Source organism: Halomonas sp. PGE1 (assembly GCF_013000985.1).
GTDB lineage: Bacteria > Pseudomonadota > Gammaproteobacteria > Pseudomonadales > Halomonadaceae > Halomonas > Halomonas alkalicola.
On record NZ_CP053032.1, the window covers coordinates 1,469,635 to 1,494,521 of the forward strand.

The window sequence follows — 24,887 nt, forward strand, 5'->3', positions numbered from 1 at the left end:
TGCAGCTGTCGCCGAGTGGACGGCCAGGGTTGGCCGTCCTTGATGTTGCGTACTCAGTGACTCCGCCGATCAGTGATGGGCATCGTGGTCCTCGGGATCCACGTCGGCGGGCGCCGCCTGCTGAAGCTGCTCGCGCTGCTCATCGGTCATGAGGTCGTGCATGGCGTTACGCATGCGCACCATCTCGGCCATCATCTCGCCGTGCAGCTCGGCCAGGCGGCCGTGGAGTTCCTGCACCTGCTCAGGGTCCGGACGCTCGCCGTGCATCTCGGCCATCAGGTCGTCGCGCAGGTTCATCAGGCGCCCCTTGCGCTCGAACTGGGCCGGGCGGTGCTCCTGCATCAGTTCGCGCATCTGGCTGCGCTGGTCGGGCTCGAGCATCGACATCATGCCCATGCCCTCGCCCATCATCGGGCAGGGCATCATGCCGCCCATCATGCCGGGGCCCATGCCGCCCTGGCCGCCGCCGCCCATCATGCCCCCCATCATGCCGGGGCCCATGCCGCCCTGGCCGCCGCCGCCCATCATGCCCCCCATCATGCCGGGGCCCATACCGCCCTGGCCGCCACCGCCCATCATTCCTCCCATCATGGCGCTGCCCTGGCCGGGTTGAGAGTCCGGCATGCCCTGGGCGAGGGCGATCCCAGAACCACTGGCACCGATGGCCAGCGCGAGTCCGAGGGCGAGAGTCTGTTTGCGAAGTTTCATGATCGTTCTCCTTGCGGCTATTGGGGCCTTTCGAGGGCCTTCGAATCGAGTGTAGAAGGTATGTGTCACACAAAGGTCAATGCCGTGAGGGCATGTCTTATCCATCGGGCAAGATGAAAAGGTCTTGCGTGAAGGGCCCTGCTTGCAGGGGGCCTCGAGGCCGTGAAATACTCGCTCCCCCAACTGGCTCACAAGGCCGCTTTACTCCATGCGTCGACTCTCCTCCCACTGGCTTCTCAGCCTGCTGATGGCCCTGGTGCTGGTCATGGCGCCGCCCGTTGCCGCGGGCGGGCACCATGGGGATGCCGCCTGCCTGGAGAGTCAGCTCATGGAGCATTCGGCCATGCAGGGGGCGGCGGCCTGGGACCTCTCGGCAACCGCCGACCCCAGCGAGCCGGATGCCTCCCTGGCCTCTCCCTGCTGCATCCCCTGTGCCCAGTGCGGTGCCAGCATGGCCCGGCTGACCATCGAGGCGGTAGCATCCCCGCATCCCCTGTCCGGGCCCGGCCTGGGCCATCCTGCGGGGCCTCCCGCTCCCTTCGAGCGGCCTCCTCGCGCCTGAACCTCTCTTCCCCTGATGGCGCCGCGGGTGATCGAACCGCGGTGAGAGTGTTCATGTCACGAGGATCACTTGATGAAACATCGCGAATTTCTGGGCTACTCGGCGCTGGGCGCCCTGGTGCTGTCCACGGCCGGCACCATGGGCTATGCCCTCTCTCGCCAGCTTCCCCATTCGACGCCGCCCGTCGGGCTCGCCCCGACGCCGCTGGGCGGAGAGCCCCTCCAGCCGCTGCCGCGCATCGCCAACCTGAGCGAGACGGCCGGCCGCTTTCGCAGCGCGCTGACCCCGGCCCCCCATGCGGTGCCGCTCGGCGATGAGCTCGAGGCCCGACTGTGGCTCTACAACGGCAAGGTGGCGCCGCTGATCGAGGTGCGCGAGGGGGATGAGCTGAACATCACCCTGATCAACGAGCTGGAGCAGGAGACCACCCTGCACTGGCACGGCGTGCCGGTGCCCCAGGCCCAGGATGGTGCCCCCTGGGACGCGGTGGCGCCGGGCGAGTCCCGCCAGTACCGCTATACCTTCCCCGCCGGCAGCGCGGGCCTGCACTGGTTCCATCCCCATCCCCACGAGGGCACCGCCCGTCAGGTGGCCCACGGCCTGGCGGGGGCGCTGCTGGTGCGCCCGCCCCAGGATCTGCTGCCCCTGGAGGTGGAGGAGCACCTGCTGGTGGTCAGCGACCTGCGCCTGATGGCGAACGGTGAGGTGGCGCCGCATACCGCCGAGGACTGGATGAACGGCCGCGAGGGGGAGCTGCTGCTGGTCAACGGCCAGCGCGAGCCGCGCCTGGACGTGGCGCCGGGCACCACCCTGCGCCTGCGGCTGATCAATGCCTGCGCCGGGCGCTACCTGCGTCTGCGCCTGGACCAGCACGAACTCACCCTGATCGGTACCGATGGCGGCCTGATCGAGCGGCCGCAGCCGCTGGAGGAGCTGCTGCTCACCCCGGGCGAGCGCGCCGACCTGCTGGTGCGGGTGAGCGAGCAGGCCGAGGGGCGCTTCCAGCTGGCCAGCCATCCCTACGAGCGCGGCTGGATGGGCGAGAGGCCACCCCACCTGGAACAGGTCGCGCCGCTGCTGGCGATCCATACTCTCAATTCGGGCGTACACCCCGCCGTCGCACTGCCCGAGCGGCTGGGGCGCGTCGAGCCCCTGGGCGAGCCGGCGGTGCAGCGTCGGGTGGAGCTGACCGAGGTGATGCCGGGCCATGACGACCACGGCGCGGGCCACGGTGACCCCCATGCCGGCCATGGAGCAGGTCACGGTGCAGGCCACGGTGACCCCCATGCCGCCCACGGCGGCGGCAGCGGCAGCGGCAGCCATCATGGCACCCATGGTCCTGGCGCCGGTCACGGGGCCGGCCAGGCTGGCGACGCCCGCCCGGAGGTAGATTTCCTGATCAACGGCCGCGCCTTCGCCATGGACGAGATCCTCTTCGAGGGCAGGGCCGGCGAGGTGGAGGAGTGGGAGGTCTTCAACAACTCCCATATGGACCACCCCTTCCATGTGCATGGCACCCACTTCCAGGTGGTCGCCAGCCGCGATGGCGACGGCGAGTGGCGCGAGGCGCCCTGGCTGGCCTGGAAGGACACCGTCAACCTGGCGCCCTACCAGCGCCTGACACTCCGCATGGTGTTCCGCGAGCCCGGTGACTGGCTGTTCCACTGCCACATCATCGAGCACGAGGAGCTGGGCATGATGGCGACGATCCGCGTGAGCTGAGGCCACCCCTGTTGCCGAGGCGCCCCGGGGGGCCTTGCCACCCCGGGGACGCTTGAGAGGAGAACGAGATGCTGCAATACCCCAATATCGATCCGGTGGCCATCAGCCTCGGGCCGTTCGCGATTCACTGGTACGGCCTGATGTACGTGGTGGGCTTCGTTGCCGCCTGGTGGCTGGGGCGCCGCCGGGCCCACCGCCTGGGCCTGACCCACGATGATATCGGTGACCTGATCTTCTACGCCGCCGTCGGCGTGGTGCTCGGCGGACGGCTGGGCTATGCGCTCTTCTACGGCAGCGGGCAGTGGCTTGCCGACCCGCTCTGGCTGCTGCGACTCTGGGAGGGGGGCATGAGCTTCCACGGCGGCCTGGTCGGGGTGCTGGTGGCGGCCTGGCTGTTCGCGCGCAAGAAGCGGCTCGGCTTCCTGTCGCTGACCGACTTCATCGCACCGCTGGTGCCGATCGGACTGGGGGCGGGGCGGATCGGCAACTTCATCAATCACGAGCTGCCGGGCCGGGTCAGCGAGCTGCCCTGGGCGATGCCCTTCCCGCATATGGGGCCAGAGCCGCGCCACCCCACGGCGCTCTACGAGTTCGCCCTGGAGGGGGTGGTGCTGTTCGCGGTGCTCTGGTGGCTCTCCCGCGAGCCGCGCCGCACCGGGCTGATCTCCGGGCTCTTCCTGCTGCTCTACGGCGTCTTCCGCTTCGCCGTTGAGTTCGTGCGCCTGCCCGATCCGCATATCGGTTTCATCGCCTTCGGCTGGGTGACCATGGGCATGGCGCTGACCCTGCCGATGATCCTGGCAGGCATGGCGCTGATCGGCTGGTCGCGGCGTCAGCCGGCGGTGGAAGCCGCTTCCCGATGAGACATCAGTCACTCCAGTGACAAATCTCAACACTCTTGCTGCTCCGGGACGGGGTGCTCCCCGTTACACTACGGACACGATAATGATCCCGAGGCCTTGCGGCCGCGGATGCCTTGACGAGGTGATATAGATGGCAATATCGAGAGACAAGCCCGGCTGGCGGGGCGAGCCCCGGACGTGGTCGGCCCTGGCCATGAGCGTGCTTCTGGCCGGCATGCTGGCGTTGACCGGTGCCGTTCAGGCCGACGAGGAGCGCGAATGGCCCCGCGGCCACTACCCGCTGCCCGAGGAGGGCAACGTGATCGGCGAGGTCTACACCGTGACCGTGGACGACCACGAGGACACCCTGATCGACATCGCTCGCCGCCATAACGTCGGCTACGAGGAGATCGTGCGCGCCAATCCGGACGTCAGCATCTGGATTCCCGGCGAGGGCACCGAGGTGACCATTCCCGGCAAGTTCATCCTGCCCGATGCCGAGCGCACCGGGGTGGTGATCAACGTCGCCGAGCTGCGTCTCTACTACTTCCCCGAGGCGCGCAACGGCGAGACCCCGCGGGTCGAGAGCTATCCGATCGGCATCGGCCGCGAGGGGTATGACACCCCGCTGGGCATCACCAAGACCACCATGCGGCTGCAGGACCCGGCCTGGTATCCGCCGCGCTCCATGCGCGAGGAAGCCGCCGCCCGCGGCGAGCCGGCCCCGGCCGTGGTGCCGCCCGGCCCCGACAACCCCCTGGGGCGCCATGCCGTGCTGCTCGATATCCCTGGCTACCTGATCCACGGCACCAACGATCCCGACGGCATCGGCATGCGCGCCAGCCGCGGCTGCATCCGCATGTTCCCCGAGGACATCGAGTCGGTGTTCCACACCGTGCCGGTGGGCACCCAGGTCAACATCATCGACCAGCCGATCAAGGTCGGCTGGCAGGAGGGCCAGGCCCTGGTGCAGGTCTTCGAGCCCCTGGAGTCCCAGGAGCACGGCATGTCGGCCCTGATCGACACCATCTCCCGTCTCAACGCGGGCAATGCCAACGGCGCTGCCTTCGACTTCGAGCAGCTGCGTGGCCTGCTCGAAGCGCCCACCGGCCAGGTGGTGGCGTTGCAGGCGCCCCCCGAGCCCGAGCCCGACGAGGCGCCGGCGCTGAACGGCCTCTTCGAGGAGCTGGCGCTCAGCGACGACTGACGCGAGCCAGGCTCACGGAACGGGCGCCCTCGGGCGCCCGTTCTCGTCAGTGGCGGTGGCCGCCGGCCTCGCTGCCATTCGCGTCGGCCGCCAGGACGTGGCGGATATAGAGCACCACGGCCCAGGTCTCCTCCTCGCCGAGCTTGCCGGCAAAGCGTGGCATGGCGCTCTCGGGGTTGCCTGCCTTGACCAGCCAGGCATATTCGCCGGCCGCGTGGCCGGCGCCATGCTGGGCGAGGTCGGTCGGCACCGGCACGAAGCCGGCCACGCCGGCGGCGACACCGTCCCCGCGTCCTCTCTCACCATGACAGGCGGCACAGTAGCGCTGATACACCTGCTGCCCGACAGCCAGGTTGTCGGCGCTGAGTGGCAGGGGGCTCTCCCGCTCGAGCCACTCCTGCGGGGCCTGGCGGCCGTGATCGCCATGGGCGTGGTCGCCGTGGCCATGGGCATGGTCGCCATGGTCGTTGGCAGGGGCCGGCGCATGGGCGTGGTCGCCATGGTCGTTGACAGGGGCCGGTGCGTGGGCGTGATCGCCGTGGTCATGGGCTGGCGCATGGGCATGGTCGCCATGGTCGTTGGCAGGGGCCGGTGAGTGGGCGTGATCGCCGTGGTCATGGGCTGGCGGATGGGCGTGATCGCCGTGGTCGTCATGGGCATGAAGGGGGCCGGCGAGGGCCAGGGCGGCAAGCAGGACGAGGGGCAGGCGGCGCAGGGGGCGCCTGGGCGAGACGAAGGCTGACATGGAGAATCTCCTGATATCCGTGAGGGACGAGCCGTCATGGCGGCTCGAGCAAGGCAGCGGAATCAGGCGGTTCTGGGAGGGCGTTCGAGGCGGTCGCAGGGAGCCGGGAGGTGCCGCAGCCCGGGCGGCGGCGGGCAGGCGGCCTCGGCGGGGGCGTTTGCCAGGCTGAAGCGGCCGGCGGTGCCGCTCAGGCAGTGGCCGGCGGCCAGGCACTCGGCGCCGTGAGTCTCGTCCGGACAGTCGGCAAGCCGTTCGGCCGGTGCACTGGCCGAGGGGGCATGGGCCGCGTGCGCATGGCTGGAGGTCGCGACGGCCGACGGGTCGGGCGAAGCCTGGGTGGTCATCCCCGGGGGCCCGGCCAGCAGCTGCCCGCCTGCCGAGAAGGCAAGCAGCAGGCAGAAGCCAAGCAGCAGGGCGAGACGTCGCATGGGAAGACCGTGAGCCAGGGTGATGCCGGGATCATCGCCCGGCTCGGCGCCAGCGGCAAGGCGCCGGGACGCTTCGGCGGGCATCAATCGGCGTCGACTTGACCCCGGTCAGGCAGCGCCTCCACCAGCTCCAGCGCCACGCAGAGCCGCACCAGCTCGGCGAGGCTCGACGCTCCCAGCGCCTTCATGGCGCGCAGCCGGTAGACCTCCACGGTCTTGGCGCTGATCCCCAGATGCTCGGCGACCTCGCGGCTGGTCATCCCCTCCGCCACGTGCACCAGGATCTGCCGCTCCTTGGGGCGCAGCGCCGCGTAGCTCGCCTGCAGGTCGTCGTGGCGCTCCCGCTCCCGGCGCTGCCGCTGGTGGGCCTGCCGCGCCTGCTGCACGGTATCGATCAGCTGCTGGTGGTTGAAGGGCTTCTCGATGAAGTCCAGGGCACCGGCCTTGAGGGCCGCCACCGCCATGGGGACGTCGCCGTGGCCTGTCATGAAGATCACCGGGAGCTCGTCGCCGCGCTCGTTCAGGCGCTGCTGGACCTGCAGGCCGGAGAGGCCCGGCATGCGCACATCCAGCAGTAGGACGTCGAAGGCGTCAGGGTCGGCGGCCAGGAAGGCCTCGCCGTCGGCGAAGGCGCGGCTGGCCAGGCCCACGGAGTCGAGCAGCCAGGCCAGCGACTCGCGCAGGTCCTGGTCGTCGTCGACGACGGCGATGCAGGCGTCGGGTGTGTCGGTCACGGGTGTCTCGCGGCAGCCAGGGGAGCGGGTTCGGCCAGCAGTGTAGCGGCAAAGGTGGCGCCGCCGGAACCGTTGGCGGGCAGGAGGCGCAGGTCGCCCCCCATCGCCTCCATCAGCGAGTGGCTGATAGCGAGCCCCATGCCGAGCCCCTCCGGTCGCCCGGAGTGGAAGGGCGCGAAGATGCGCTCGGCGTCGCTGGCCGGCACTCCGGGCCCCTGGTCGCTGACCGTGAGGGTGACCTCACGGCGACCGCTCTGGCGGGCGCGCAGACTGACCCGTTCGGCGCCGGGGTGGTCGCGGCTCGCCTCCAGGGCGTTGAGCAGCAGGTTGACCAGCACCTGCTCCAGGGCCACCGGGTCGACGATGACCCGCGGCAGGGTCTCGGGCAGGTGGTGCTCCAGCGCGATGCCGGCCTGCTGGAACTGCCACTCGCAGAGCCGGCAGGCGGCGTCCACCACCTCCAGCAGGACAGCCGGCCGCGGCCGGGTCTGCCCCTTGCGCACGAAGGCGCGGATATGCCGCAGGCGCTCGGCCAGGCGGGTCACCTGGTCGCTGATCCGGGAGAGCGGCAGGCGCAGCGCCTCGGCCGGCAGGTCGGGGTCGGCGTCGAGCTTGAGCAGGGCGCCGCTGGCGTAGTTGGCGATGGCCCCCAGGGGCTGGTTGAGCTCGTGGGCGATGTTGGAGGCGAGCTCGCCGGTGGTGGCCAGGCGGTTGGCGTGGGCGATCTGCTCCTGGTGGCGGCGGGCCTGGGTCTCGGCGGCCTTGCGCAGCCCGATATCGCGGTTGAGCAGCGACACGTGGCCCGGCTCGCTGCCCAGGCCCCGATGGGCCATCACCACGCTGAGCACCGGCACCGGCCCGTCGGGGCCGCGCATGGCCAGCTCGCCGCTCCAGGAGCCATAGCGGGCCACCGCGGGGAGCACGATATCGCGCAGTTCGGCCAGCGACTCTTCGCCGTAGGCGTCCGCCAGGCGGGCCTCGCCGCCCTCCCGAGGCAGGCGCAGCAGGCGCCGGGCGGCCTCGTTGGCGTAGAAGAGCCGCTCGTGCTCATCCATGAACAGCACGTGGTCGGTGGTGGATTCCACGACCCGGGCGAGGCGTTCGCGGTTGGCCTCGGCGCGCAGGCGCCGGCCCACGTCGCGGGAGACGCTGAGGATGTCGAGCAGCTCGCCGGTGGCGGGGTCGCGGCGGGTGCGGCTGGTGGTCTCGAACCAGACGTAGCGGCCGTCCTTGGCGCGGAAGCGGTAGGTCTGCTGGTAGAACCCCTTGTGGTAGTAGACCCGCGGCGACTTGTTGAGCAGGTCGGCCAGGTCCGCTGGGTGGAAGAGGTCGTAGGCGGAGACGCCGATCAGCTCCTCGGGCTCATAGCCGAGCAGGTCCCGGGCGGCGCGGGAGGCGTAGAGGAAGGTGCCGTCCCGGGCGTGCCGGCTGATCAGGTCGGTGGTGCTCTCGGCCAGCCACTGGTAGTGGTCGCGCTCGTCCTGGAGCGGCTGCAGCTGGTCCCTGAGCCGCCGGTTCTCTGCCTCCAGCTCGGCGCAGCGCGCCGCCAGCCCTTCGGTCCTTTCGTTTTGCCCCGTCATCAGCGCGCCGGGTCCACCCGGCCGCCCAGGGAGGCGTTGCGCCGGAACCAGCCGGCGATGCTGGCCCGCGGCAGGCGGGTCGGCAGCACCTCGTGGGGCACGCTCTCGGCGAGGAAGCAGGCGAAGGTGCCGGCGCTGGGCCGCACCCGGGCCACCTCGCGCTCGGGCTCGTCGGGGGCGTAGAGCACCATCTCGCCGCCGCCGTCCTCGGGCCAGTCGGGGTTGAGGTAGCCCACGGTGGAGACCACCCGGTTGGCGCGGCCGCGGAAGCTGTCCAGGTGCCGGCGGTAGAAGGCGCCGGGCGGGTAGTGGGCGAAGTGGGCCTCGTACTCGAAGAGCCCCAGGAACAGTGCCCGGTTCAGCGCCTGCTGCACCTCGCCCATGGCCTCCAGATAGCGGCGCTGGGCGAGGCTCTCGCGGTCGAGCCAGTGGATGGCGTCGCCGCGGATATCGCGACGCAGCTGAAGCTCCTGGCCGCGGCCGATGCCGGCGGCCTCCAGGGCGTCGCGTTCGGCCAGGGCGGTGAGTTCGGCGTGAAGCTCCGCGCACAGGTCGGCGTCCAGCACCCCCTCGCCCAGGTACCAGCCCTGTTCCACCAAGGCATCGATCAGGCGGGGCAGGGCCTCGGGGGCCAGCGCGGGGGGCAGGGCGGAGGGCAGGCTCAGTGTCGTGGTCTCCTGGGTCGAACGGGTCAGCGGCTCGCCTGCTGCTGGATGCGCAGCAGGCGGTCGGGAAAGTAGCAGAGCCGGCCGGGGGGCTTCCTGTCCAGGCTCACCGGGCAGCCGAACCCCTCGGCCAGCAGCTCCACCAGCATCATCGCCGAGAGCCCCCAGATCACCTGGCCGTCTACGTGGTAGTTGGGCACATAGAGGGGCCGGCCGTCCATGGGGATGACGTCGGTATGGTGGCGGCGATCCTCCAGGAAGTGGGCGAGGGGCACCTCGAAGATGGCGTCGAGCTCCGTGGGGTCGGGGATCAGGGGCAGGTCCGGTGGAATGAGCCCCACGTAGGGAGTGACGCGCAGGCCGTGCAGCGAGACCACGTCCGACAGCCTGCCGAGCAGCTCCACCCGGTAGGGGGGCAGGGCGATCTCCTCATGGGACTCCCGAAGGGCGGTGGTCAGCAGGTCAGGGTCGCCCGCCTCGCGCTTGCCGCCGGGGAAGGCCACCTGGCCACTGTGGGTGTTGAGGTGGGCGGCGCGGCGGGTGAGCAGCAGGGTCGGCTCGGGGCGGTCGACGATGGGCATCAGCACCGCCGCCTCCGGCAGCTGCAGCAGTGACCGCCGGGGGCGGTGCGCTTGCAGGCGTTCGCGAAGATTCTCTAACATGGGGTTTCCATCGGGTTTGATTCCTTCTACCCGTCCCTCGAGAGCGGCGTCAAGCCCGCCAGCCTGCCCGGGAGCCCCATGAACTTCTGCAGCCACTGCGGCCACACCGTGCGCTTCGCGATTCCCGAGGGGGATGACCGCCCCCGCCACCTGTGCGACGAGTGCGGCACCGTCCACTACCAGAACCCGCGCATCGTGGCCGGCACCCTGCCGGTGAGCGGCACCCGGGTGCTGCTGTGCCGCCGCGCCATCGCCCCGCGCAAGGGGTACTGGACCCTGCCGGCGGGCTACATGGAGAACGCCGAGACCACCGTGGAGGCGGCCGCCCGGGAGACCCGTGAGGAGGCCTGCGCCGAGGTCGATATCCACGGGCTCTACACCCTGATCAATCTGCCCCACATCAACCAGGTCTACATGATCTTCCGGGCCGATCTCACCGGCGGCTTCGGCCCCGGCCCCGAGAGCCTGGAGGTGGCGCTGTTCGAGGAGCACGAGATCCCCTGGGAGGAGCTCGCCTTTCCCACCATCGAACGCACCCTGCGCCACTTCTACGCCGACCGCCGCGATCAGCGGTTTCCGCTGCACGTCAGCGACATCACCCCCGAGGATCGCGAGCGCTACTTTGGCTCAGCCTGACGGTGGCTCTGCCTGACATTGGTTCTGCCTGACGCTGGTTCCGCCTGAGCGTCAGTCGAAGGTCTCCAGCCGCCATACGTCATAGGCCGGCTCCTCGTAGGGGTGGGCCAGCCTGAGCGCGGCCACGGCGGCCTGGATGCGGTCGTCCTCGCACACCAGCTCCACCTTGAGCTCCTCGACGCGCTCCAGCTCGCCGACGCGGCCGATATGCGGGTTGGCGCCGGCCAGCGGGCGGAACTGCCCGGTGCCCGGCGTCTGGAAACAGCACGCCTCGTAGTCGCCGATGCGCCCCGCGCCGGTGGCGAACACGGCTTCCTTGACTGCCTCGGCATCCGCCACGGGCACGAAGAAGGCCAGCTTGTACATCGCGGTTCTCCCTGTTGGTCGGTATCGGGTCGGGGGCATCCCCTGCGCCCCCTTGTGCCACAGCCAGGGCGCCGCGTCAGCCCGACGGTGAGGGAGTGACGAAAAAATAGCGTGACGCGGTGAACTTCTTGTTCAGTAGGTGTACAAATAGTTCGTCATGTACAGGAATGTTCCTGCGGTTCGGGTCCCCTGTCAGACACCGATCACTGACGAACTGCCCGCTGGGCAATCCCTCAAGGAGTCACACCAATGACGAGCTTCAAGGCAGCAACCCGTTGGATGGGCGTCGGCGTGGCCGGCCTGATGATGGCCGGCGCCGTGCAGGCAGGTAGCCACGGTGGCGGCCACGACCATCCGGACATCGTCGATACCGCGGCCGCGGCCGGGCAGTTCGAGACCCTGGTGGCCGCCGTCGAGGCAGCGGGCCTGGTCGACACCCTGAAGGGCGAGGGTCCCTTCACCGTCTTCGCGCCCACCGACGAAGCCTTTGCCGCCCTGCCCGAGGGCACCCTGGAGGAGCTGCTGCTGCCCGAGAACCAGGAGACCCTGCAGGCGATCCTCACCTACCATGTGGTGGCCGGCAAAGTGATGGCCGAGGACGCCATGGGCCTCGAGAGCGCCGAGACCGTTCAGGGCCAGGAGATCACCATCACCACCATGGACGGCAGCGTGATGATCAACGAGGCCAACGTGATCCAGGCCGACATCGAGGCCAGCAATGGCGTCATCCACGTGATCGACGCGGTACTGCTGCCCGAGTGACCCCCCTTTCCGCGCTTCCTCCAGTCCCTTGCTCTTGCCGCCCCTCGGGGCGGCTTTTTTGTAGCGTGTTTCCGGCCGGTGACTCCGGCCCCCGGAGAGGTCTTCTTGGTCGCCTGCTGGCATGACAACGCCCCGGCCGATGGGCCGAGGCGCTGTGGTGGGTCAGATGCGTCTTACCAGGCCTTGTAGGGCAGGAACTTGCCGTTGAGGGTCAGCAGCACGCGGTCCCCCTTGGGGTCCTCGATCTTGTCGACCTCCATGGTGAAGTCGATGGCGCTCATGATGCCGTCGCCGAACCGCTCCTGGACCACGTCCTTGAGGGTCTCGCCGTAGACGCCCACGACCTCGTAGAGGCGGTAGATGAAGGGGTCCTGGGGGATCGCCTCGTCCCAGGCCTTGGTGGGGAAGTCGGTGAGCGCCTCGGCGACCTCGGTATCGACCTCCAGCACGTCGCAGAGCTTGTGGGCCACCTCGTGGCTCGCGCTGTTCATGCCGTAGCAGGCGGAGGCCACCCAGACGGGCGACATGTTCACGGCGGTGGCGATGTCGTCCCAGCTCAGCTTCTTGCGGGCCTTGGCGGCGAGCAGGGTGTGGCGCATCTCGAGCTTATCCATGGTGAGTCTCCTTGGGAGTGAACTTGACCAGTTTCTGGTTGGAGGAAGCGGACTCAGCATCCGCGCTATCGGTATCGCTCTGGGTATCACCCTGGGTATCTGACCCGGTGGCCTCGGCGGTCGGCTCGGTGACCGGGTTGACCGCGCGCGGGTAGGTGAGGCCGCGGCGGTCGAGGTCGGCGGTGCGCAGCTCGCCCGAGCGGTTCACCAGAAAATCGACCAGGTAGTTGCGGATGGTGTAGAAGTGCGGGTGCTTGACGATCTCGGCCCGGGCGCGTGGCCGCGGCAGGTCGATCTCCACCGCCTCGGCGATGCGCGCCTGGGGGCCGTTGGTCATCAGGAAGATGCGGTCGGCCAGCAGGATCGCCTCGTCGACGTCGTGGGTGATCATGAACACCGTCTGGCGGTCCTGGCTCCAGATCTTGATCAGCTCGTCCTGGATGACGCCGCGGGTCAGGGCGTCCAGGGCGCCGAAGGGCTCGTCGAGCAGCAGCAGCTCCGGCTTGGTGGCAAACGCTCGGGCGATGCTGACCCGCTGGCGCATGCCCCCGGAGAGCTGGGCGGGCTTGCGATCCTCGACCCCCTTCAGCCCCACCATCTCCAGGTACCTGAGGCTGTGCTCGGTGACCTGAGACTCGTCCCACTCCTTCCAGCGGGCGCGGACCCCGAAGCGAACGTTCTCCAGGGTGGTGAGCCACGGCAGCAGGCTGTAGTTCTGGAACACCACGCCGCGCTCGAGGCCCGGGCCGTTGATCTCCTTGCCCTCCATCACCATGGCGCCATCGCTGAACTGATCCAGCCCGGCCAGGGCGTTCATGATGGTGGACTTGCCGCAGCCGGAGTGGCCGATAATGCAGACGAACTCGCCCTTCTCGAGGCTGAAGCTGACGTTCTCGAAGACCGTCAGGCCCTCGCCCCCCTTGGCGCCGGGAAAGCGCTTGGCGGCTTGCTGAACTTCCACAAAGGCATGACTCATGGTTCTCTCCTGTGGGGGATGCGTGGGGTCGGTCATTCCTGGTAGGCGACCAGCCTGGCGACGGCGCCGAGGGCCAGGTCGAGCAGCATGCCGACCACGCCGATAAGCAGGATCGAGAAGATCACGCTGGTCAGGTCGAGGTTGTTCCACTCGTTCCACACGTAGTAGCCGATGCCGGTGCCGCCCACGAGCATCTCGGCGGCGACGATGACCAGCCAGGCGATGCCGATGGAGATGCGCATGCCGGTGAGGATGGTCGGGGCCGCGGCGGGCAGGATCACCTGGAAGGCGGTCTTCATCGGCGACAGCTCGTGGGTGCGGGCCACGTTGACCCAGTCCTGCCTCACGCCGGCCACGCCGAAGGCGGTGTTGAGCAGCATCGGCCAGATCGAGCAGATGAAGATCACGAAGATCGCCGAGGCCTGGGCATCGCGGATGATGAACAGCGCCAGCGGCATCCAGGCCAGCGGCGAGATGGGTCGCAGCACCTGGATGAAGGGGTTGAGCGCCTTGTAGGCGAGCGGCGACATGCCGATCAGAAAGCCGATGGGAATCGCCACCAGGGCCGCGGCGAAGTAGCCGGTGAGCACCCGGAACAGCGAGTAGCCGAGCTGGATACCGATGCCCTTGTCGTTAGGGCCCGCATCGTAGAAGGGGTTCGACAGCTCCTGCCAGCCGCGCTCGATGATCTGCGAGGGGGGCGGTACCCGGGCGGTCTCGTCGGCGCCACCCATCAACAGCTCGTATTCGCTGAGTTCGGCGCCGGCGCCGCCGAGGATCGGGGCGCGGTTGAGCCCCTCCCAGAGGCCGAGAAGCAGCGCCAGGATCACCGCGGCGAGCAGGCCGGCGCGAAAATTGAGACTGAACTTCCACTCGGTGGTCGTGCGGTCCATGGTTCAGCTCCTGCGGATGTCGAAGCTCTGCAGATAGGCTTCGGGATTGGTGTAGTCGAAGGTCTTGCCCATGATCTGGTAATGCCGCGAGGTCTCCTCCGGGGCGTCGTAGCCGAGCTCGCGCATCACCTCGGCGGCCTCGGTGGCCAGGAAGACGTCGCGGGCGACCCGCTGGTAGTCCACGTCGCCATCGATGTAGCCCCAGCGCTTCATCTGGGTGAGGATCCACACCGCCATGGAGTGCCAGGGGAAGGGGTCGAAATCGATGCGGTCGGGCACGTTCTGCACGTTGCCCAGGCCGTCGGCGAAGCGCCCGGTGAGCACCTGCTCGATCACCGTGACTGGCTGGTTGAGGTAGTTGGTGGGGGCGATGGCCTCGGCGATCTCCGAGCGGTTGGCGGGGTCGGAGGAGTACTGGGTGGCATCGATGATGGCCCGCAGCAGAGCGCCGTAGGTGTTGGGGTTTTCCCGGGCGAAGGTGGCGCTGGTGGCGAAGGCGCAGCAGGGGTGGCCGTCCCAGATCTCCTTGGTCAGCAGGTGGATGAAACCGATGCGCTCGAACACCGCCCGCTGGTTGAAGGGGTCCGGCGAGAGGAAACCGTCGATGTTGCCGGCGCGCAGGTTGGCGACCATCTCGGGCGGCGGAATGACGCGGATCTGGATGTCCTGGTCGGGGTCGAGGCCGTGTTCGGCGACGTAGTAGCGCAGCAGGAAGTTGTGCATCGAGTATTCGAAGGGCACGCCGAAGGTGAAGCCCTTCCACTGCGCCGGGTCGCGCTTGTCCTGGTGGTCGTTGTGCAGCACGATCGCCTGGCCGTTGATGTTCTCGATGGCCGGGGTGATGAAGGCGCGACGGCTGGAGCCCGCCCCCAGGCTCATGGCCAGCGGCATCGGCGAGAGCATGTGGGCGGCGTCGTAGTTGTCGTTGAGCGAGTTGTCGCGGATCAGCGCCCAGCCGGCGGTCTTGATCACGTTGACGTCGAGGCCGTAGCGCTCGTAGAAGCCCATGGGGTGGGCCATGATGATCGGCGTGGCGCAGGTGATGGGGATGAAGCCCACGTCCAGGCGGGTCTTCTCCAGCGGGCCGAGGTCCTCCTTGACGGCCGCCTTGATGGCGTCCATCGGGAACAGGGTGGCCAGGGCCGCGGCCACGGTGCCGCCCCCCACCAGTTTCATGAACTGGCGGCGGTGCATGTCGCTGTGGCCGAAGATGCCGCGCACCAGGGCGCTCTCCACCACCCGGTCCATCATCTCCTCGCTGTCGCGCGGCGCCCCGGTGGCAGCGGGGGCCTCGTCGGCGCGGCGACTGGCCGAGGGAGGCGTCGAGGGAGAGGAAGAAGCAGGGGAGTGCGCATCCGCGCAGGTCTTGCAGCCACAGTTGCGTCCATGGACCAGGGATTGCCGGTGATCGAAGGGGTTACCCAGACTGTTGTGGTCGTTGTTCATGGTCGTCTCGCTTCGCTAGTGCAGGGGAAGGCCTGTCATGCGCCAGCCTGGTGCAGAAATGCTGCTCGCTGGCCGTTCACCCTGAATACTGCGAGGCCCGTGCCATCTTGCGAGATTCCTGAGATACCCGTCGAATTTTCAAACGCTTGGAAATAAATGGCTGACTGGCGAGGGCGCTTCCTGACGGTGACGAGATCTCGTCAATGACGAGATCTCGTTGAAAGATTGGCGATTTCTCGTCATTGGCGCGGGCCTTGTATGGCAGGGATACCCATCGCTGCGAGGCCGTCGCCATGTCCCAGCCCGATCTCTCCCCGCCCTCCCTCGTCCAGGAGGCCTTCGCCCGGGCGCCCCAGGCGCTGCTGCTTATCGACCCCGTGGCCGACCGCCTGCTCGGCGCCAATGCCGCGGCCTGCCAGCTGCTGGGTGGCGACACCGAGGCGCTCGGCGCACACCCCTTCAGCCATCGCCTGGGGGCCTCGCTGCCGCTGTGGGTCAGCTTCACCGACGAGGCCCTGAACCGCTCCCCCGCCTGGTCCGACGACTTGGTGGTCCTCGATCTCAAGCGCCAGCCGCGCCATGTGGAGGTGCAGGCCCAGGCGCTGGCGGGGGGGCGGCTGTTATTGACCCTGGTCGATCGCCAGAAGGCCGAGCAGCGCCGCGCCCGGGCCGACCTGAGGCGACAGCATCGGCGCGGGCAGGTGGGCTGGGAGCGGGTCGAGCAGGTGTTCGAGCGCATCGAACGCCAGAACCAGCTGATCCTCGGCGCCGCGGGGGAGGGCATCTACGGCCTCGATGCCGAGGGGCGCACCACCTTCGCCAACCCCGCCGCCGAGCGAATCCTGGGCTGGAGCAACGAGGACATGGTGGGCCACGACGCTCACCTGCTGTTCCACCACACCCACGCCGACGGCAGCCACTTTCCGGTGCAGCAGTGCCCGATCCATGCCTCCTTCAGCGACGGCCAGGTGCATCGGGTCGATGACGAGGTGTTCTGGCACAAGAACGGCGAGGCGGTGCCGGTGGAGTACACCAGCACGCCGATCTTCGAGATGGGGCGCCTGGTGGGAGCCGTGGTGCTCTTCCGCGACATCTCCGAGCGCAAGCGCGCCGAGCAGCAGCTGCGCGACGCCCTGGCCGAGGTGGAGTCACTGAAGCAGCGCCTGGAACTCGAGAACCAGTACCTTCAGGAAGAGATCACGGCGGAGATCAACCACCGCGAGATCGTCGGCGAGAGCCAGGCCGTGGCCCACCTCGTGCGCCAGATCGCGCTGGTGGCGCCGACCGATGCCAACGTGCTGATCAGCGGCGAGTCGGGCACCGGCAAGGAGCTGATCGCCCGGGCCATCCACGCCGGGGGTGTCCGGGGGGGCGGCCGCTGATCCGGGTCAACTGCGCCGCCATTCCCCGCGACCTCTTCGAGAGCGAGTTCTTCGGCCACGTGAAGGGGGCCTTCACCGGGGCGGTCAACGACCGGCCGGGGCGCTTCGAGCTGGCCGATGGCGGTACCCTGTTCCTCGACGAGGTGGGCGAGATCCCCCTCGAGCTGCAGGGCAAGCTACTGCGGGTGCTGCAGGAGCAGCAGTTCGAGCGGGTGGGCGACAACCGTACGCGCCAGGTGGACGTGCGGGTGATCGCCGCCACCAACCGCGACCTGCGCGAGATGGTCGAGGCGGGCGAGTTTCGCGAGGACCTCTACTTCCGCCTCAATGTCTTCCCGATCGCCTCGGTGCCGCTGCGCCAGCGCATCGAGGACGTGCCCCTGCTGGCGCGACACTTCCTGCTGCGCGCCTGCCAGAAGTTCAACCGGCCGGGGGTGAGGATACCGCCGGCCCAGCTCGAGGTGCTCAAGCGCTACCCGTGGCCTGGCAATATCCGCGAGCTGGAGAACGTGATCGAACGCCAGGTGATCGTGGCCCAGGGGCGCCAGCTGGCCTTCGATGACCTGATCCCGGCGGCCGGCGACGAGGGGGTGGCATCGCCCGGCGAGCCCTTTCCGCCGCCCCGGGAGCCCACCGAGCCGGGACTCTTGACCGAGCACGAGCTGTCACGCCGGCAGCGCGAGAACGCCCTGGCGGCGCTGCGTGCCAGCGGTGGCAAGGTGTCGGGGGAGGGCGGGGCCGCCGAGCGGCTGGGGATCAAGCCGACCACCCTGCGCTCGCGCCTCAAGGCGTGGGGGATCGCACCCCGGGACTTCAAGGCGTCATGACGGTCTTGTTAACCCCTGAGCCGCGCGAGCAGCCGTTTCCACCAGGCCGTGGAGGGAGGCGACGGCGGTGCCGGCATCAGGGTCTCTCTCGGCCGCTCGAGGAAGCCCGCGATGGGGTCGACCTGGCTCGCCCGGTCGAGCATGGGGGCGTGGCCGCAGCCGGGCACCTCCAGCGTGACCAGGCCCGGCTGGGCCTCGGCCATCTTCGCCACGCTGTCCCGGCGCAGCAGCGGGGAGTCGGCGCCGCGCACCACCATCAGCGGACAGCGAATCGCGCGCCAGTCGGCCCAGGTATCGCGGGGAGTGTCGTGGATGAATTGCTCGCCGATGCGGGGATCGTAGTGGTAGGTCCAGCTGCCGTCTGGCAGCCGGCGTGCGCTGCCCAGGGCCAGCCGCCGCCAGGCGTCGTCAGTGTCGATGCCGAAGCCGGCATAGTGGCGACGCAGCTCGGCCTCCAGGTCGCCGAAGCGGGTGAAGCGATGGGGGGCGGCGAAGTAGCGGCCCAGGTCGGCGAGGCCCTGGAGGTCCAGCTCCGGGCCGACGTCGTTGAGCACCAGCCGTTCGAGGCGCGGGGCCGTCTCGGGGTCCGCCGCGAGCAGCATGCCGATCAGCCCGCCCATGGAGGTACCCACCCAGGGCACGCTGTCGAGCTCGAAGTGGTCGAGCAGGGCGATGGCCAGGGCCGTGTAGCGCGCATAGAGGTAGTCGTGGGCGGGGAAGAGCGGCCAGCCCGACAGGCCACGCCCCGGCGTGTCGGGGGCGATGACGCGCCAGCCGGGGCCCAGCGCCCGGGCGAAGTCCTCGAAATCGCCGCCGTGGCGGGCCAGGCCGTGCCAGGCCACGACCGTCCGGGGGACCTCGGGGTGCCAGATGCGCACCGCGACCTCCAGCTGTTCGACCCTCACCAGTTCCAGCGCATCCATGGCCTTGCTCTCCTGTTTGTCACGATGGTCTGCGTGGCTTGCCAAGCCACCCTCGCGGCAGCTTAGCGGCGAGCCGGGCCCGGGTCGAGGCGATAAAAATTGTACGAATATTGATTCGTGTCGATTTGTTGTCTAATATTTTCACGAGGGAACCTCAGCCCTCGGCTTGAAATGAACTGTTCCTTGTTTCAAGTCCGTCTGTACCAACCCTGCTTTACCGCCCCGCCCCGGGCGGTTTTTTTCTGTCCGGAAGGAGGGGGGCGGGAGAAAAGTCGCTAGTATACATACAAGGATGTAGCTATAATCCCTGCCTGTTTTCGACCCGCGCGCCGGCGTTTTCCCCCTGCTGGCGGGCCCCTGACGAGATCACCCAGAGTGGAGACTTCCATGCGATTGGCACCCCAGAAGGGGCACAGGCCCCTGAGAATCCTGGCCCTGGCGGGCCTGATGGCCGTCGGGCTGTCTGCCTGCGGTCAGGACAACGATCAGGCCGGAGCGCCCGGCGGCGGTGGCGGCGAGCGTCCTCCCCCTCCGGTGGTGGTGGTCGGCGTCGAGCCGCGCAGCGTGGAGGTGATCGAGGAGTATGCGGCCCGCGCCCGGGGTTCCCGGGAGGTGCAGGTGCGTGCCCGGGTCGACGGCATCCTCGAGGAGCGCCTCTACACCGAGGGCCAGATGGTCAGCGAGGGCGACGCGCTGTTTCGTATCGACCGCGAGCCCTACGAGATCGCCCTCAAGCGCGCCGAGGCCGAGCGCGCCAATGCCCAGGCCGAGCTGAACCAGGCCAATCGCGAGTGGCGGCGCATCTCGACCCTGTTCAACCAGAGCGCCGTCAGCGAGCGCGAGCGCGACAGTGCGCTCTCCGCTCGGGAGCTGGCGGAGGCGCGCCATGCGCTGGCCGAGACCGGCGTGGCCAACGCCGAGCTCAACCTCAGCTACACCGAAGTGCAGGCGCCCCTGGATGGCCTGACCGGCCTCGAGAGCTTCCCCGAAGGCAGCCTGATCGAGCGCGGCACGCTGCTGACCAGCGTGACCCAGCAGGACCCGATCCATGTGCGCTTCTCGCTGCCCGAGCGCGATGCCGCGCTGCAGCGCGCCGCGCGCCGCGCGATGAGCGATGCCCAGACCGAGGCGCCGCGGGAGGCGTGGCTGACCCTGCCCGACGGCAGCGAGTACGCCGAGCGCGGCCTGATCGACTTCACCGACAGCACCATCGACCCGCGCACCGGCAGCGTTTCGGCGCGCGCCGTCTTCCCCAATCCGGAGGGGCTGGTGGTGCCAGGGCAGTTCGTGCGCGTGCGCGTGCTGGTGCAGGAGCTCGACGACGTCTTCCTGGTACCCCAGGAGGCGGTGGGCCAGGGCCCCGGCGGCCCGCGTATCTTCGTGGTCGCCGAGGACCGGGCGCATGCCCGCGATGTGGCGCTGGGGCCCATCGTCGACAATCGCCAGGTGGTGCTGAGCGGCCTCGAAGCGGGTGATCGCATCATCGTCAGCGGCCTGGTGATGCTGCAGGATGGCATGCCGGTGCAGGCTCGCGAGGCCGAGTCGGCCGAGGAGGTCGAGGGCGACGAGACGGCCGCCGAGGTGTCGCTCGACGCCGCCGACGTCGACGACGAGGAGGCGTGATGCTCAGGTTCTTCATCGATCGGCCGATCTTTGCCTCGGTCATCTCCATCATCATCATGCTGGTCGGCCTGGCGGCGCTGCGGGCCCTGCCGGTGGAGCAGTACCCCGACGTGGTGCCGCCCCAGGTGGTGGTCCAGGCCGCGTATCCCGGCGCCAGCTCCACGGTGATCGCCGAGGCGGTGGCCGCACCGCTGGAGCAGGAGATCAACGGTGTCGACAACATGCTCTACATGGAGTCGACCTCGACCGATGCCGGCAGCCTGCAGATCACCATCTCCTTTGCCATGGGCACCGACCCCGACCAGGCGGCGATCAACGTCAACAACCGTGTGCAGGCAGCGCTTTCCAGGCTGCCCCAGCAGGTGCAGACCCTGGGGGTCAGGGTCGAGGCGCGTTCCAACAACATCCTGATGGTGCCGGTGCTGTTCTCGCCGGACGGCAGCCGCGACGTGCTGTTCATGTCCAACTATGCGCTGCTCAACGTGCTCGACGAGCTGGTCCGGATCCCCGGAGTGGGTGATGCCTCGCTGTTCGGCGCCCAGGACTACTCCATGCGCATCTGGCTCAGCCCCGACAAGCTGGCCCAGTTCGACCTGACGCCCAACGACGTGGCCGCGGCGATTCGCGAGCAGAACGCCCAGTTCGCCGCCGGCAGCCTGGGCGCCGAGCCTTCGCCCCAGGGCCAGGCCTTCACCTTCTCGGTGACCACCCGCGGCCAGCTCTCCGAGGCCGAGGAGTTCGAGGCCATCATCCTGCGCGCCGAGCAGGATGGCAGCACCCTGCGCCTGGGCGACGTGGCCCGCGCCGAACTGGGCGCGCAGAACTATGCCTTCTCGGCCACCTATAACGGCCAGAACGCCGTGCCCATGGGGGTCTACCTGCAGCCGGGGGCCAATGCCCTGGAGACCGCTACCGCCGTCCACGAGGCGCTGGACGAGATGGCGTCACGCTTCCCGGAAGGCCTGACCTATACGGTGCCGTACGACACCACCGAGTTCGTCGAGATCTCCATTCGAGAGGTGTTCATCACCCTGCTGATCGCCGTGGCGCTGGTGGTGGTGGTGACCTTCATGTTCCTCCAGCACTGGCGCGCCACCCTGATCCCGGTGGCGGCGATTCCGGTCTCGTTGGTCGGTACCTTCGCCGGCATGCTCGCCTTCGGCTTCTCGGTCAACCTGCTCACGCTGTTCGGGCTGGTTCTGGCCATCGGCATCGTGGTGGACAACGCCATCATCGTGCTGGAAAACGTCGACCGCCTGATCAAGGAACAGGGCATGAAGGCCCGCGAGGCCTCCATCGAGACCATGAAGCAGGTGGCCGGGGCCGTGGTGGCCTCGACCCTGGTGCTGGTGGCGGTGTTCGCCCCGGTGACCTTCCTGGGCGGCCTGACCGGCGAGCTCTACCGACAGTTCGCGGTGACCATCGCCGTCTCCGTGGTGGTCTCCGGCGTGGTGGCCCTGACCCTGACGCCGGCCATGTGCGCGCTGCTGCTCGACAGCCAGTCGCACAAGGTGGCCAAGCCGTTCCAGTGGTTCAACGCCGGCTTCGATCGCCTCACCCGCGGCTTTACCTGGCTGGTCGGCAAGCTGCTGCGCCATGCGCTGGTCGGCGTGGTGCTGTTTGCCGGCGTCCTCGCCGCCACGCTGTTCACCATGTCGCGCCTGCCGCCGGGGCTGGTGCCCCAGGAGGACCAGGGCGTGGCGCTGGTGATGTACCAGCTGCCGCAGGTATCGGCGCTGCCGCGTACCGAGGCGGTGCGCGACCAGGTCTCGGCGATGCTGCTGGAGATGGACGAGGTGGATGAGTTCACCTCCTTCGCCGGCTTCGACATCATTGCCGGCGCCCTGCGCAGCAATGTCGGCGTGGGCTTCGCCAACCTGGCCGACTGGAGCGAGCGCGAAGGCCCCGGCCAGGATGCCCAGTCGCTGACTGGCCGGATCATGGGCATGGGAGGCGGCATTCCCGAGGCCTTCGTGATCGCCTTCACGCCGCCGCCGATCATGGGGCTGTCGCTGACCGGCGGGGTAGAGGGCTATGTGCAGGTGCGCGGCGATGCCACCACCGAGGAGATCGCCGAGCTGGCCGGCCGGCTGGCGGCCGCGGCCAATGCGCGCCCGGAGCTGACCAACGCCCGCACCACCCTGGACACCTCCATCCCGCGCTATCGGGCCGAAGTGGACCGCGAGAAGGCCCGCGCCATGGACGTGCCGATCAACGAGGTCTTTGCCAGCATGCAGAGCACCTTCGGCTCCATGTACGTGAACGACTTCACCCTGGCCGGGCGCAACTGGCAGGTGAACCTGCAGTCGGAGGGCGAGTTCCGCAGCCAGCCCGAGGATCTCAATAAGGTCTTCGTGCGTTCCCAGGGTGGCGAGATGATTCCGCTGAGCTCCCTGGTGACCCTGACCCGGGAGGCCGGGGCGGACATCCTCAACCGCTACAACGTCTATTCGGCCGCCAAGTTCCTGGCCGATGCGGCGCCTGGCTATACCACCGGGCAGGCCAAGACAGCCATGGAGGAGGTGGCCGCCGAGGTGCTGCAGAGCGGCGATGTCCAGCTGGGCTGGACCGGCGAGGCCTATCAGCTCGACGCGGCCGCCGGTGCCGGCGGCCTGGCCTTCGGCCTGGGGCTGCTGATGGTGTTCCTTATCCTGGCGGCCCAGTACGAGCGCTGGACGCTGCCCTTGGCGGTGGCCACGGCGGTGCCCTTCGGTGTGCTGGGGGCGGCGCTGGCGGCCATGCTGCGCGGTTTTCCCAACGACATCTACTTCCAGGTGGGCCTGCTGGTGCTGATCGGCCTGGCGGCCAAGAACGCCATCCTGATCGTGGAGTTCGCCGCCCAGAACCGCCGCGAGGGGCACAGTTCCACCGAGGCGGCCCTGGCCGCGGCCCAGCAGCGTTTCCGGGCCATCCTGATGACGGCGCTGACCTTCATCATCGGCACCCTGCCGCTGGTGTTCGCGACCGGCGCCGGGGCTAACAGCCGCCAGGAGATCGGGACCGTGGTGGTGGGGGGCATGCTGATGGCGAGCTCGCTGGCGCTGATCTTCGTGCCGCTGGCCTACAAGCTGCTGGAGGACCTGGTGACCTGGCGCCGCGAGCGCAAGGTCGGCCGCCTGGAGAAGGAGACTCCCCATGCGTAAGGCACTGCCTGTCCTGCTGCTCTCCACCGCCCTGCTGGCCGGCTGTGCCGTGGGGCCCGGCTACCGGGCCCCCGCGCTGGACCTGCCCGAGCAGTGGCCCGAGCACGTGCTGCTCTCCGCCGAGGCGCGCGCCGACTGGCAGCAGTGGTGGCGCCAGTTCGAGGACCCGCACCTGGATGCCCTGGTGGCCCGGGCGGTGGACGACAACCTGGAGCTGCGTCTGCAGCTGGCGCGGATCCAGGAGGCCCGCGCACGGCTGGGGTTGGCCCGCGCCGAGCAACTGCCCTCGGTGAGTGCCCAGGCCGAGGCGGCCCGGGAACGCACGCCAGGGGCGGCTTCGCCGCTGGGGCAGAGCAGCACCGACAACCTCTTTTCCCTGGCGGGCGTGCTCGACTACGAGCTTGACCTCTGGGGCCGGCTGGCCCGGGAGCGGGAGGCCTCCGAGGCGCTCCTCGAGCAGAGCCTGTTCGCCCACGACGCGGTGCGCCTCAACGTGATCGCCGACGTGGTGGCCACCTATTTCGACCTGCGTAGCGCCCAGCGTCAGCTGCGCATCACCGAGGCCACGGCGGCGTCTCGCGAAGAGACCTTCCGCCTGGAGCAGCTGCGCTTCGACGTGGGCGAGAGCGACGAGTTGGCCCTGCGCCAGGCGCAGTCGGAGTTGGAGTCGACCCTGGCTCAACTGCCAGGCCAGCGTGAGCGGGTGCGCATGCTGGAGGGCGCCCTGGCGCTGTTGGTGGGCATGAGTCCCGCCGAGCTGATGGCCGAACTGGACTACGGCGACACCGACCTGGAGGCGATCTCCCTGCCCGACGGAGTGCCGTCGGTGCTGCCCTCGGAGCTGCTGGCACGGCGCCCCGATATCCGCTCGGCGGAGGCGGGGTTGATTGCCGCCAATGCCGGCATCGGAGTGGCCGAGGCGAGCCGCCTGCCGCGCTTCAACCTGGGCGGTCTGCTGGGCAGCGCCGCCGGGGACGCTGGGGACCTCTTCACCTCGGCGGCCGGCACCTGGGGGCTCTCCGCCACGGTGATGGGGCCGCTGTTCGACTTCGGGCGCAGCGCCTCTCGTATCGAGACCGCCGAGGCCCTGGCCGAGCAGGCCGAGGTACAGTACCGCGCCACCGTGGCCCAGGCCTTCAACGAGGTGCGCAACGCCTTGGTCACCTACGAGGCGAGCGGCGAGCGCGTCGAGGCGATTCGCCGCCAGGTGACCGCCTTCGAGCGCACCCTGGAGCTGGCCGAGGTGCGCTACCGGGAGGGCTTCGTGGGCTTCATCGAGCTGCTCGATGCCCAGCGCGCCCTGCTGGCCGCGGAGCTCGCGCTCTCCGAGGCGATGCGTGATCGCCTGACCGCCACCGCCACGCTGTTCAAGGCGCTGGGCGGCGGCTGGCAGCTCGACGGCTGAGGCGCCGCAAGGCTCAGGGAACGAGGGCCGGCCCGG

The 24,887-nt window shown here is 69.2% G+C and carries 22 protein-coding genes and 1 pseudogene; 10 read left to right on the forward strand and 13 right to left on the reverse strand.

Translation table 11 applies throughout. The features are described 5' to 3' along the window. Positions 1–69 precede the first annotated feature (69 nt). Positions 70–708, reverse strand: coding sequence for a Spy/CpxP family protein refolding chaperone (locus HIR79_RS06925; protein ID WP_169957773.1), 639 nt, complete (start codon positions 706–708; stop codon positions 70–72). Between the two features lie 208 nt (positions 709–916). On the opposite strand from HIR79_RS06925, the gene HIR79_RS06930 reads away from it, so the two are divergent. From HIR79_RS06930 to HIR79_RS06945, 4 genes are all read left to right on the forward strand, one after another. Further along, positions 917–1,270, forward strand: a complete 354-nt coding sequence (locus tag HIR79_RS06930; RefSeq protein ID WP_169957774.1) for a hypothetical protein — start codon at positions 917–919, stop codon at positions 1,268–1,270. A 72-nt stretch (positions 1,271–1,342) separates the two neighbouring features. Next, on the forward strand, positions 1,343–2,992 hold the full coding sequence (locus tag HIR79_RS06935; RefSeq protein WP_169957775.1) for a multicopper oxidase family protein: 1,650 nt from the start codon (positions 1,343–1,345) through the stop codon (positions 2,990–2,992). A gap of 68 nt (positions 2,993–3,060) precedes the next feature. Continuing rightward, complete coding sequence (gene lgt, locus HIR79_RS06940) at positions 3,061–3,855, forward strand: prolipoprotein diacylglyceryl transferase (RefSeq protein ID WP_169957776.1); 795 nt, start codon at positions 3,061–3,063, stop codon at positions 3,853–3,855. A 214-nt stretch (positions 3,856–4,069) separates the two neighbouring features. Beyond that, positions 4,070–5,041 (forward strand): L,D-transpeptidase family protein, encoded by a 972-nt coding sequence (locus tag HIR79_RS06945; RefSeq protein ID WP_249322319.1) that lies wholly within the window; start codon positions 4,070–4,072, stop codon positions 5,039–5,041. A gap of 46 nt (positions 5,042–5,087) precedes the next feature. On the opposite strand, the gene HIR79_RS18630 is transcribed toward HIR79_RS06945, so the two are convergent. From HIR79_RS18630 to HIR79_RS06975, 6 genes are all read right to left on the reverse strand, one after another. Continuing rightward, complete coding sequence (locus HIR79_RS18630) at positions 5,088–5,786, reverse strand: c-type cytochrome (RefSeq protein WP_169957777.1); 699 nt, start codon at positions 5,784–5,786, stop codon at positions 5,088–5,090. 62 nt (positions 5,787–5,848) lie between these two features. Further along, positions 5,849–6,298 carry a hypothetical protein gene (locus tag HIR79_RS06955; RefSeq protein WP_169957778.1) on the reverse strand — a complete coding sequence of 150 codons (450 nt, stop codon included), beginning with the start codon at positions 6,296–6,298 and terminating at the stop codon, positions 5,849–5,851. Further along, positions 6,298–6,948, reverse strand: coding sequence for a response regulator transcription factor (locus HIR79_RS06960; protein WP_169957779.1), 651 nt, complete (start codon positions 6,946–6,948; stop codon positions 6,298–6,300). The genes HIR79_RS06955 and HIR79_RS06960 overlap by 1 nt, the downstream gene beginning before the upstream one ends. Next, complete coding sequence (locus HIR79_RS06965) at positions 6,945–8,528, reverse strand: ATP-binding protein (RefSeq protein WP_110068288.1); 1,584 nt, start codon at positions 8,526–8,528, stop codon at positions 6,945–6,947. The genes HIR79_RS06960 and HIR79_RS06965 overlap by 4 nt, the downstream gene beginning before the upstream one ends. Further along, the gene (locus HIR79_RS06970) at positions 8,528–9,193 is read right to left on the reverse strand and encodes a 2OG-Fe(II) oxygenase (protein ID WP_169959505.1); all 666 of its coding nucleotides are present in this window, start codon (positions 9,191–9,193) and stop codon (positions 8,528–8,530) included. Before HIR79_RS06970 ends, HIR79_RS06965 begins: the two co-directional genes overlap by 1 nt. A gap of 26 nt (positions 9,194–9,219) precedes the next feature. After that, positions 9,220–9,855, reverse strand: a complete 636-nt coding sequence (locus HIR79_RS06975) for a CoA pyrophosphatase (RefSeq protein ID WP_169957780.1) — start codon at positions 9,853–9,855, stop codon at positions 9,220–9,222. A gap of 78 nt (positions 9,856–9,933) precedes the next feature. Between HIR79_RS06975 and HIR79_RS06980 the strand changes: the two genes are divergently transcribed. Then, a complete protein-coding gene (locus HIR79_RS06980) occupies positions 9,934–10,491 on the forward strand; it encodes an NUDIX hydrolase (RefSeq protein WP_169957781.1) in 558 nt (185 codons plus the stop codon). A 51-nt stretch (positions 10,492–10,542) separates the two neighbouring features. On the opposite strand, the gene HIR79_RS06985 is transcribed toward HIR79_RS06980, so the two are convergent. Continuing rightward, a complete protein-coding gene (locus tag HIR79_RS06985; protein WP_169957782.1) occupies positions 10,543–10,857 on the reverse strand; it encodes a YqfO family protein in 315 nt (104 codons plus the stop codon). 249 nt (positions 10,858–11,106) lie between these two features. Here HIR79_RS06985 and HIR79_RS06990 point away from each other — a divergent pair, with 249 nt between their 5' ends. Beyond that, on the forward strand, positions 11,107–11,619 hold the full coding sequence (locus HIR79_RS06990; RefSeq protein WP_205527610.1) for a fasciclin domain-containing protein: 513 nt from the start codon (positions 11,107–11,109) through the stop codon (positions 11,617–11,619). 173 nt (positions 11,620–11,792) lie between these two features. On the opposite strand, the gene cynS is transcribed toward HIR79_RS06990, so the two are convergent. Genes cynS through HIR79_RS07010 form a run of 4 tightly spaced genes read right to left on the reverse strand, consistent with a single transcriptional unit; the run spans position 11,793 to position 15,548 of the window. Further along, on the reverse strand, positions 11,793–12,233 hold the full coding sequence (cynS, locus tag HIR79_RS06995) for a cyanase (protein WP_169957783.1): 441 nt from the start codon (positions 12,231–12,233) through the stop codon (positions 11,793–11,795). After that, on the reverse strand, positions 12,226–13,209 hold the full coding sequence (locus HIR79_RS07000; protein ID WP_169957784.1) for an ABC transporter ATP-binding protein: 984 nt from the start codon (positions 13,207–13,209) through the stop codon (positions 12,226–12,228). The genes cynS and HIR79_RS07000 overlap by 8 nt, the downstream gene beginning before the upstream one ends. A 32-nt stretch (positions 13,210–13,241) precedes the next feature. After that, complete coding sequence (ntrB, locus tag HIR79_RS07005; RefSeq protein ID WP_110068279.1) at positions 13,242–14,102, reverse strand: nitrate ABC transporter permease; 861 nt, start codon at positions 14,100–14,102, stop codon at positions 13,242–13,244. A 3-nt stretch (positions 14,103–14,105) separates the two neighbouring features. Beyond that, complete coding sequence (locus HIR79_RS07010) at positions 14,106–15,548, reverse strand: CmpA/NrtA family ABC transporter substrate-binding protein (RefSeq protein WP_169957785.1); 1,443 nt, start codon at positions 15,546–15,548, stop codon at positions 14,106–14,108. Positions 15,549–15,841: 293 nt separating this feature from the next. Here HIR79_RS07010 and HIR79_RS18790 point away from each other — a divergent pair. Further along, positions 15,842–17,757 (forward strand): annotated as a pseudogene (locus HIR79_RS18790) (sigma-54 interaction domain-containing protein). Positions 17,758–17,765: 8 nt separating this feature from the next. Here HIR79_RS18790 and HIR79_RS07020 read toward each other — a convergent pair. Further along, positions 17,766–18,680 (reverse strand): alpha/beta fold hydrolase, encoded by a 915-nt coding sequence (locus HIR79_RS07020; protein ID WP_169957786.1) that lies wholly within the window; start codon positions 18,678–18,680, stop codon positions 17,766–17,768. Positions 18,681–19,067: 387 nt separating this feature from the next. On the opposite strand from HIR79_RS07020, the gene HIR79_RS07025 reads away from it, so the two are divergent. From HIR79_RS07025 to HIR79_RS07035, 3 genes are read left to right on the forward strand one after another with little or no spacing between them, the layout of a single operon-like run. Then, complete coding sequence (locus HIR79_RS07025) at positions 19,068–20,303, forward strand: efflux RND transporter periplasmic adaptor subunit (RefSeq protein ID WP_169957787.1); 1,236 nt, start codon at positions 19,068–19,070, stop codon at positions 20,301–20,303. After that, positions 20,303–23,446, forward strand: coding sequence for an efflux RND transporter permease subunit (locus HIR79_RS07030; RefSeq protein ID WP_169957788.1), 3,144 nt, complete (start codon positions 20,303–20,305; stop codon positions 23,444–23,446). The genes HIR79_RS07025 and HIR79_RS07030 overlap by 1 nt, the downstream gene beginning before the upstream one ends. After that, entirely contained in the window at positions 23,439–24,851 is a 1,413-nt protein-coding gene (locus HIR79_RS07035; protein ID WP_169957789.1) for an efflux transporter outer membrane subunit, read from the forward strand. The genes HIR79_RS07030 and HIR79_RS07035 overlap by 8 nt, the downstream gene beginning before the upstream one ends. Positions 24,852–24,887 lie beyond the last annotated feature (36 nt).

Coding starts and splice junctions, on each gene's coding strand:
- HIR79_RS06925 (WP_169957773.1), bottom strand. CDS start 708: ATGAAACTTCGCAAACAGACTCTCGCCCTCGGACTCGCGCTGGCCATC.
- HIR79_RS06930 (WP_169957774.1), top strand. CDS start 917: ATGCGTCGACTCTCCTCCCACTGGCTTCTCAGCCTGCTGATGGCCCTG.
- HIR79_RS06935 (WP_169957775.1), top strand. CDS start 1,343: ATGAAACATCGCGAATTTCTGGGCTACTCGGCGCTGGGCGCCCTGGTG.
- lgt (WP_169957776.1), top strand. CDS start 3,061: ATGCTGCAATACCCCAATATCGATCCGGTGGCCATCAGCCTCGGGCCG.
- HIR79_RS06945 (WP_249322319.1), top strand. CDS start 4,070: ATGCTGGCGTTGACCGGTGCCGTTCAGGCCGACGAGGAGCGCGAATGG.
- HIR79_RS18630 (WP_169957777.1), bottom strand. CDS start 5,786: ATGTCAGCCTTCGTCTCGCCCAGGCGCCCCCTGCGCCGCCTGCCCCTC.
- HIR79_RS06955 (WP_169957778.1), bottom strand. CDS start 6,298: ATGCCCGCCGAAGCGTCCCGGCGCCTTGCCGCTGGCGCCGAGCCGGGC.
- HIR79_RS06965 (WP_110068288.1), bottom strand. CDS start 8,528: ATGACGGGGCAAAACGAAAGGACCGAAGGGCTGGCGGCGCGCTGCGCC.
- HIR79_RS06975 (WP_169957780.1), bottom strand. CDS start 9,855: ATGTTAGAGAATCTTCGCGAACGCCTGCAAGCGCACCGCCCCCGGCGG.
- HIR79_RS06980 (WP_169957781.1), top strand. CDS start 9,934: ATGAACTTCTGCAGCCACTGCGGCCACACCGTGCGCTTCGCGATTCCC.
- HIR79_RS06985 (WP_169957782.1), bottom strand. CDS start 10,857: ATGTACAAGCTGGCCTTCTTCGTGCCCGTGGCGGATGCCGAGGCAGTC.
- HIR79_RS06990 (WP_205527610.1), top strand. CDS start 11,107: ATGACGAGCTTCAAGGCAGCAACCCGTTGGATGGGCGTCGGCGTGGCC.
- cynS (WP_169957783.1), bottom strand. CDS start 12,233: ATGGATAAGCTCGAGATGCGCCACACCCTGCTCGCCGCCAAGGCCCGC.
- HIR79_RS07000 (WP_169957784.1), bottom strand. CDS start 13,209: ATGAGTCATGCCTTTGTGGAAGTTCAGCAAGCCGCCAAGCGCTTTCCC.
- ntrB (WP_110068279.1), bottom strand. CDS start 14,102: ATGGACCGCACGACCACCGAGTGGAAGTTCAGTCTCAATTTTCGCGCC.
- HIR79_RS07010 (WP_169957785.1), bottom strand. CDS start 15,548: ATGAACAACGACCACAACAGTCTGGGTAACCCCTTCGATCACCGGCAA.
- HIR79_RS07020 (WP_169957786.1), bottom strand. CDS start 18,680: ATGGATGCGCTGGAACTGGTGAGGGTCGAACAGCTGGAGGTCGCGGTG.
- HIR79_RS07025 (WP_169957787.1), top strand. CDS start 19,068: ATGCGATTGGCACCCCAGAAGGGGCACAGGCCCCTGAGAATCCTGGCC.
- HIR79_RS07030 (WP_169957788.1), top strand. CDS start 20,303: ATGCTCAGGTTCTTCATCGATCGGCCGATCTTTGCCTCGGTCATCTCC.
- HIR79_RS07035 (WP_169957789.1), top strand. CDS start 23,439: ATGCGTAAGGCACTGCCTGTCCTGCTGCTCTCCACCGCCCTGCTGGCC.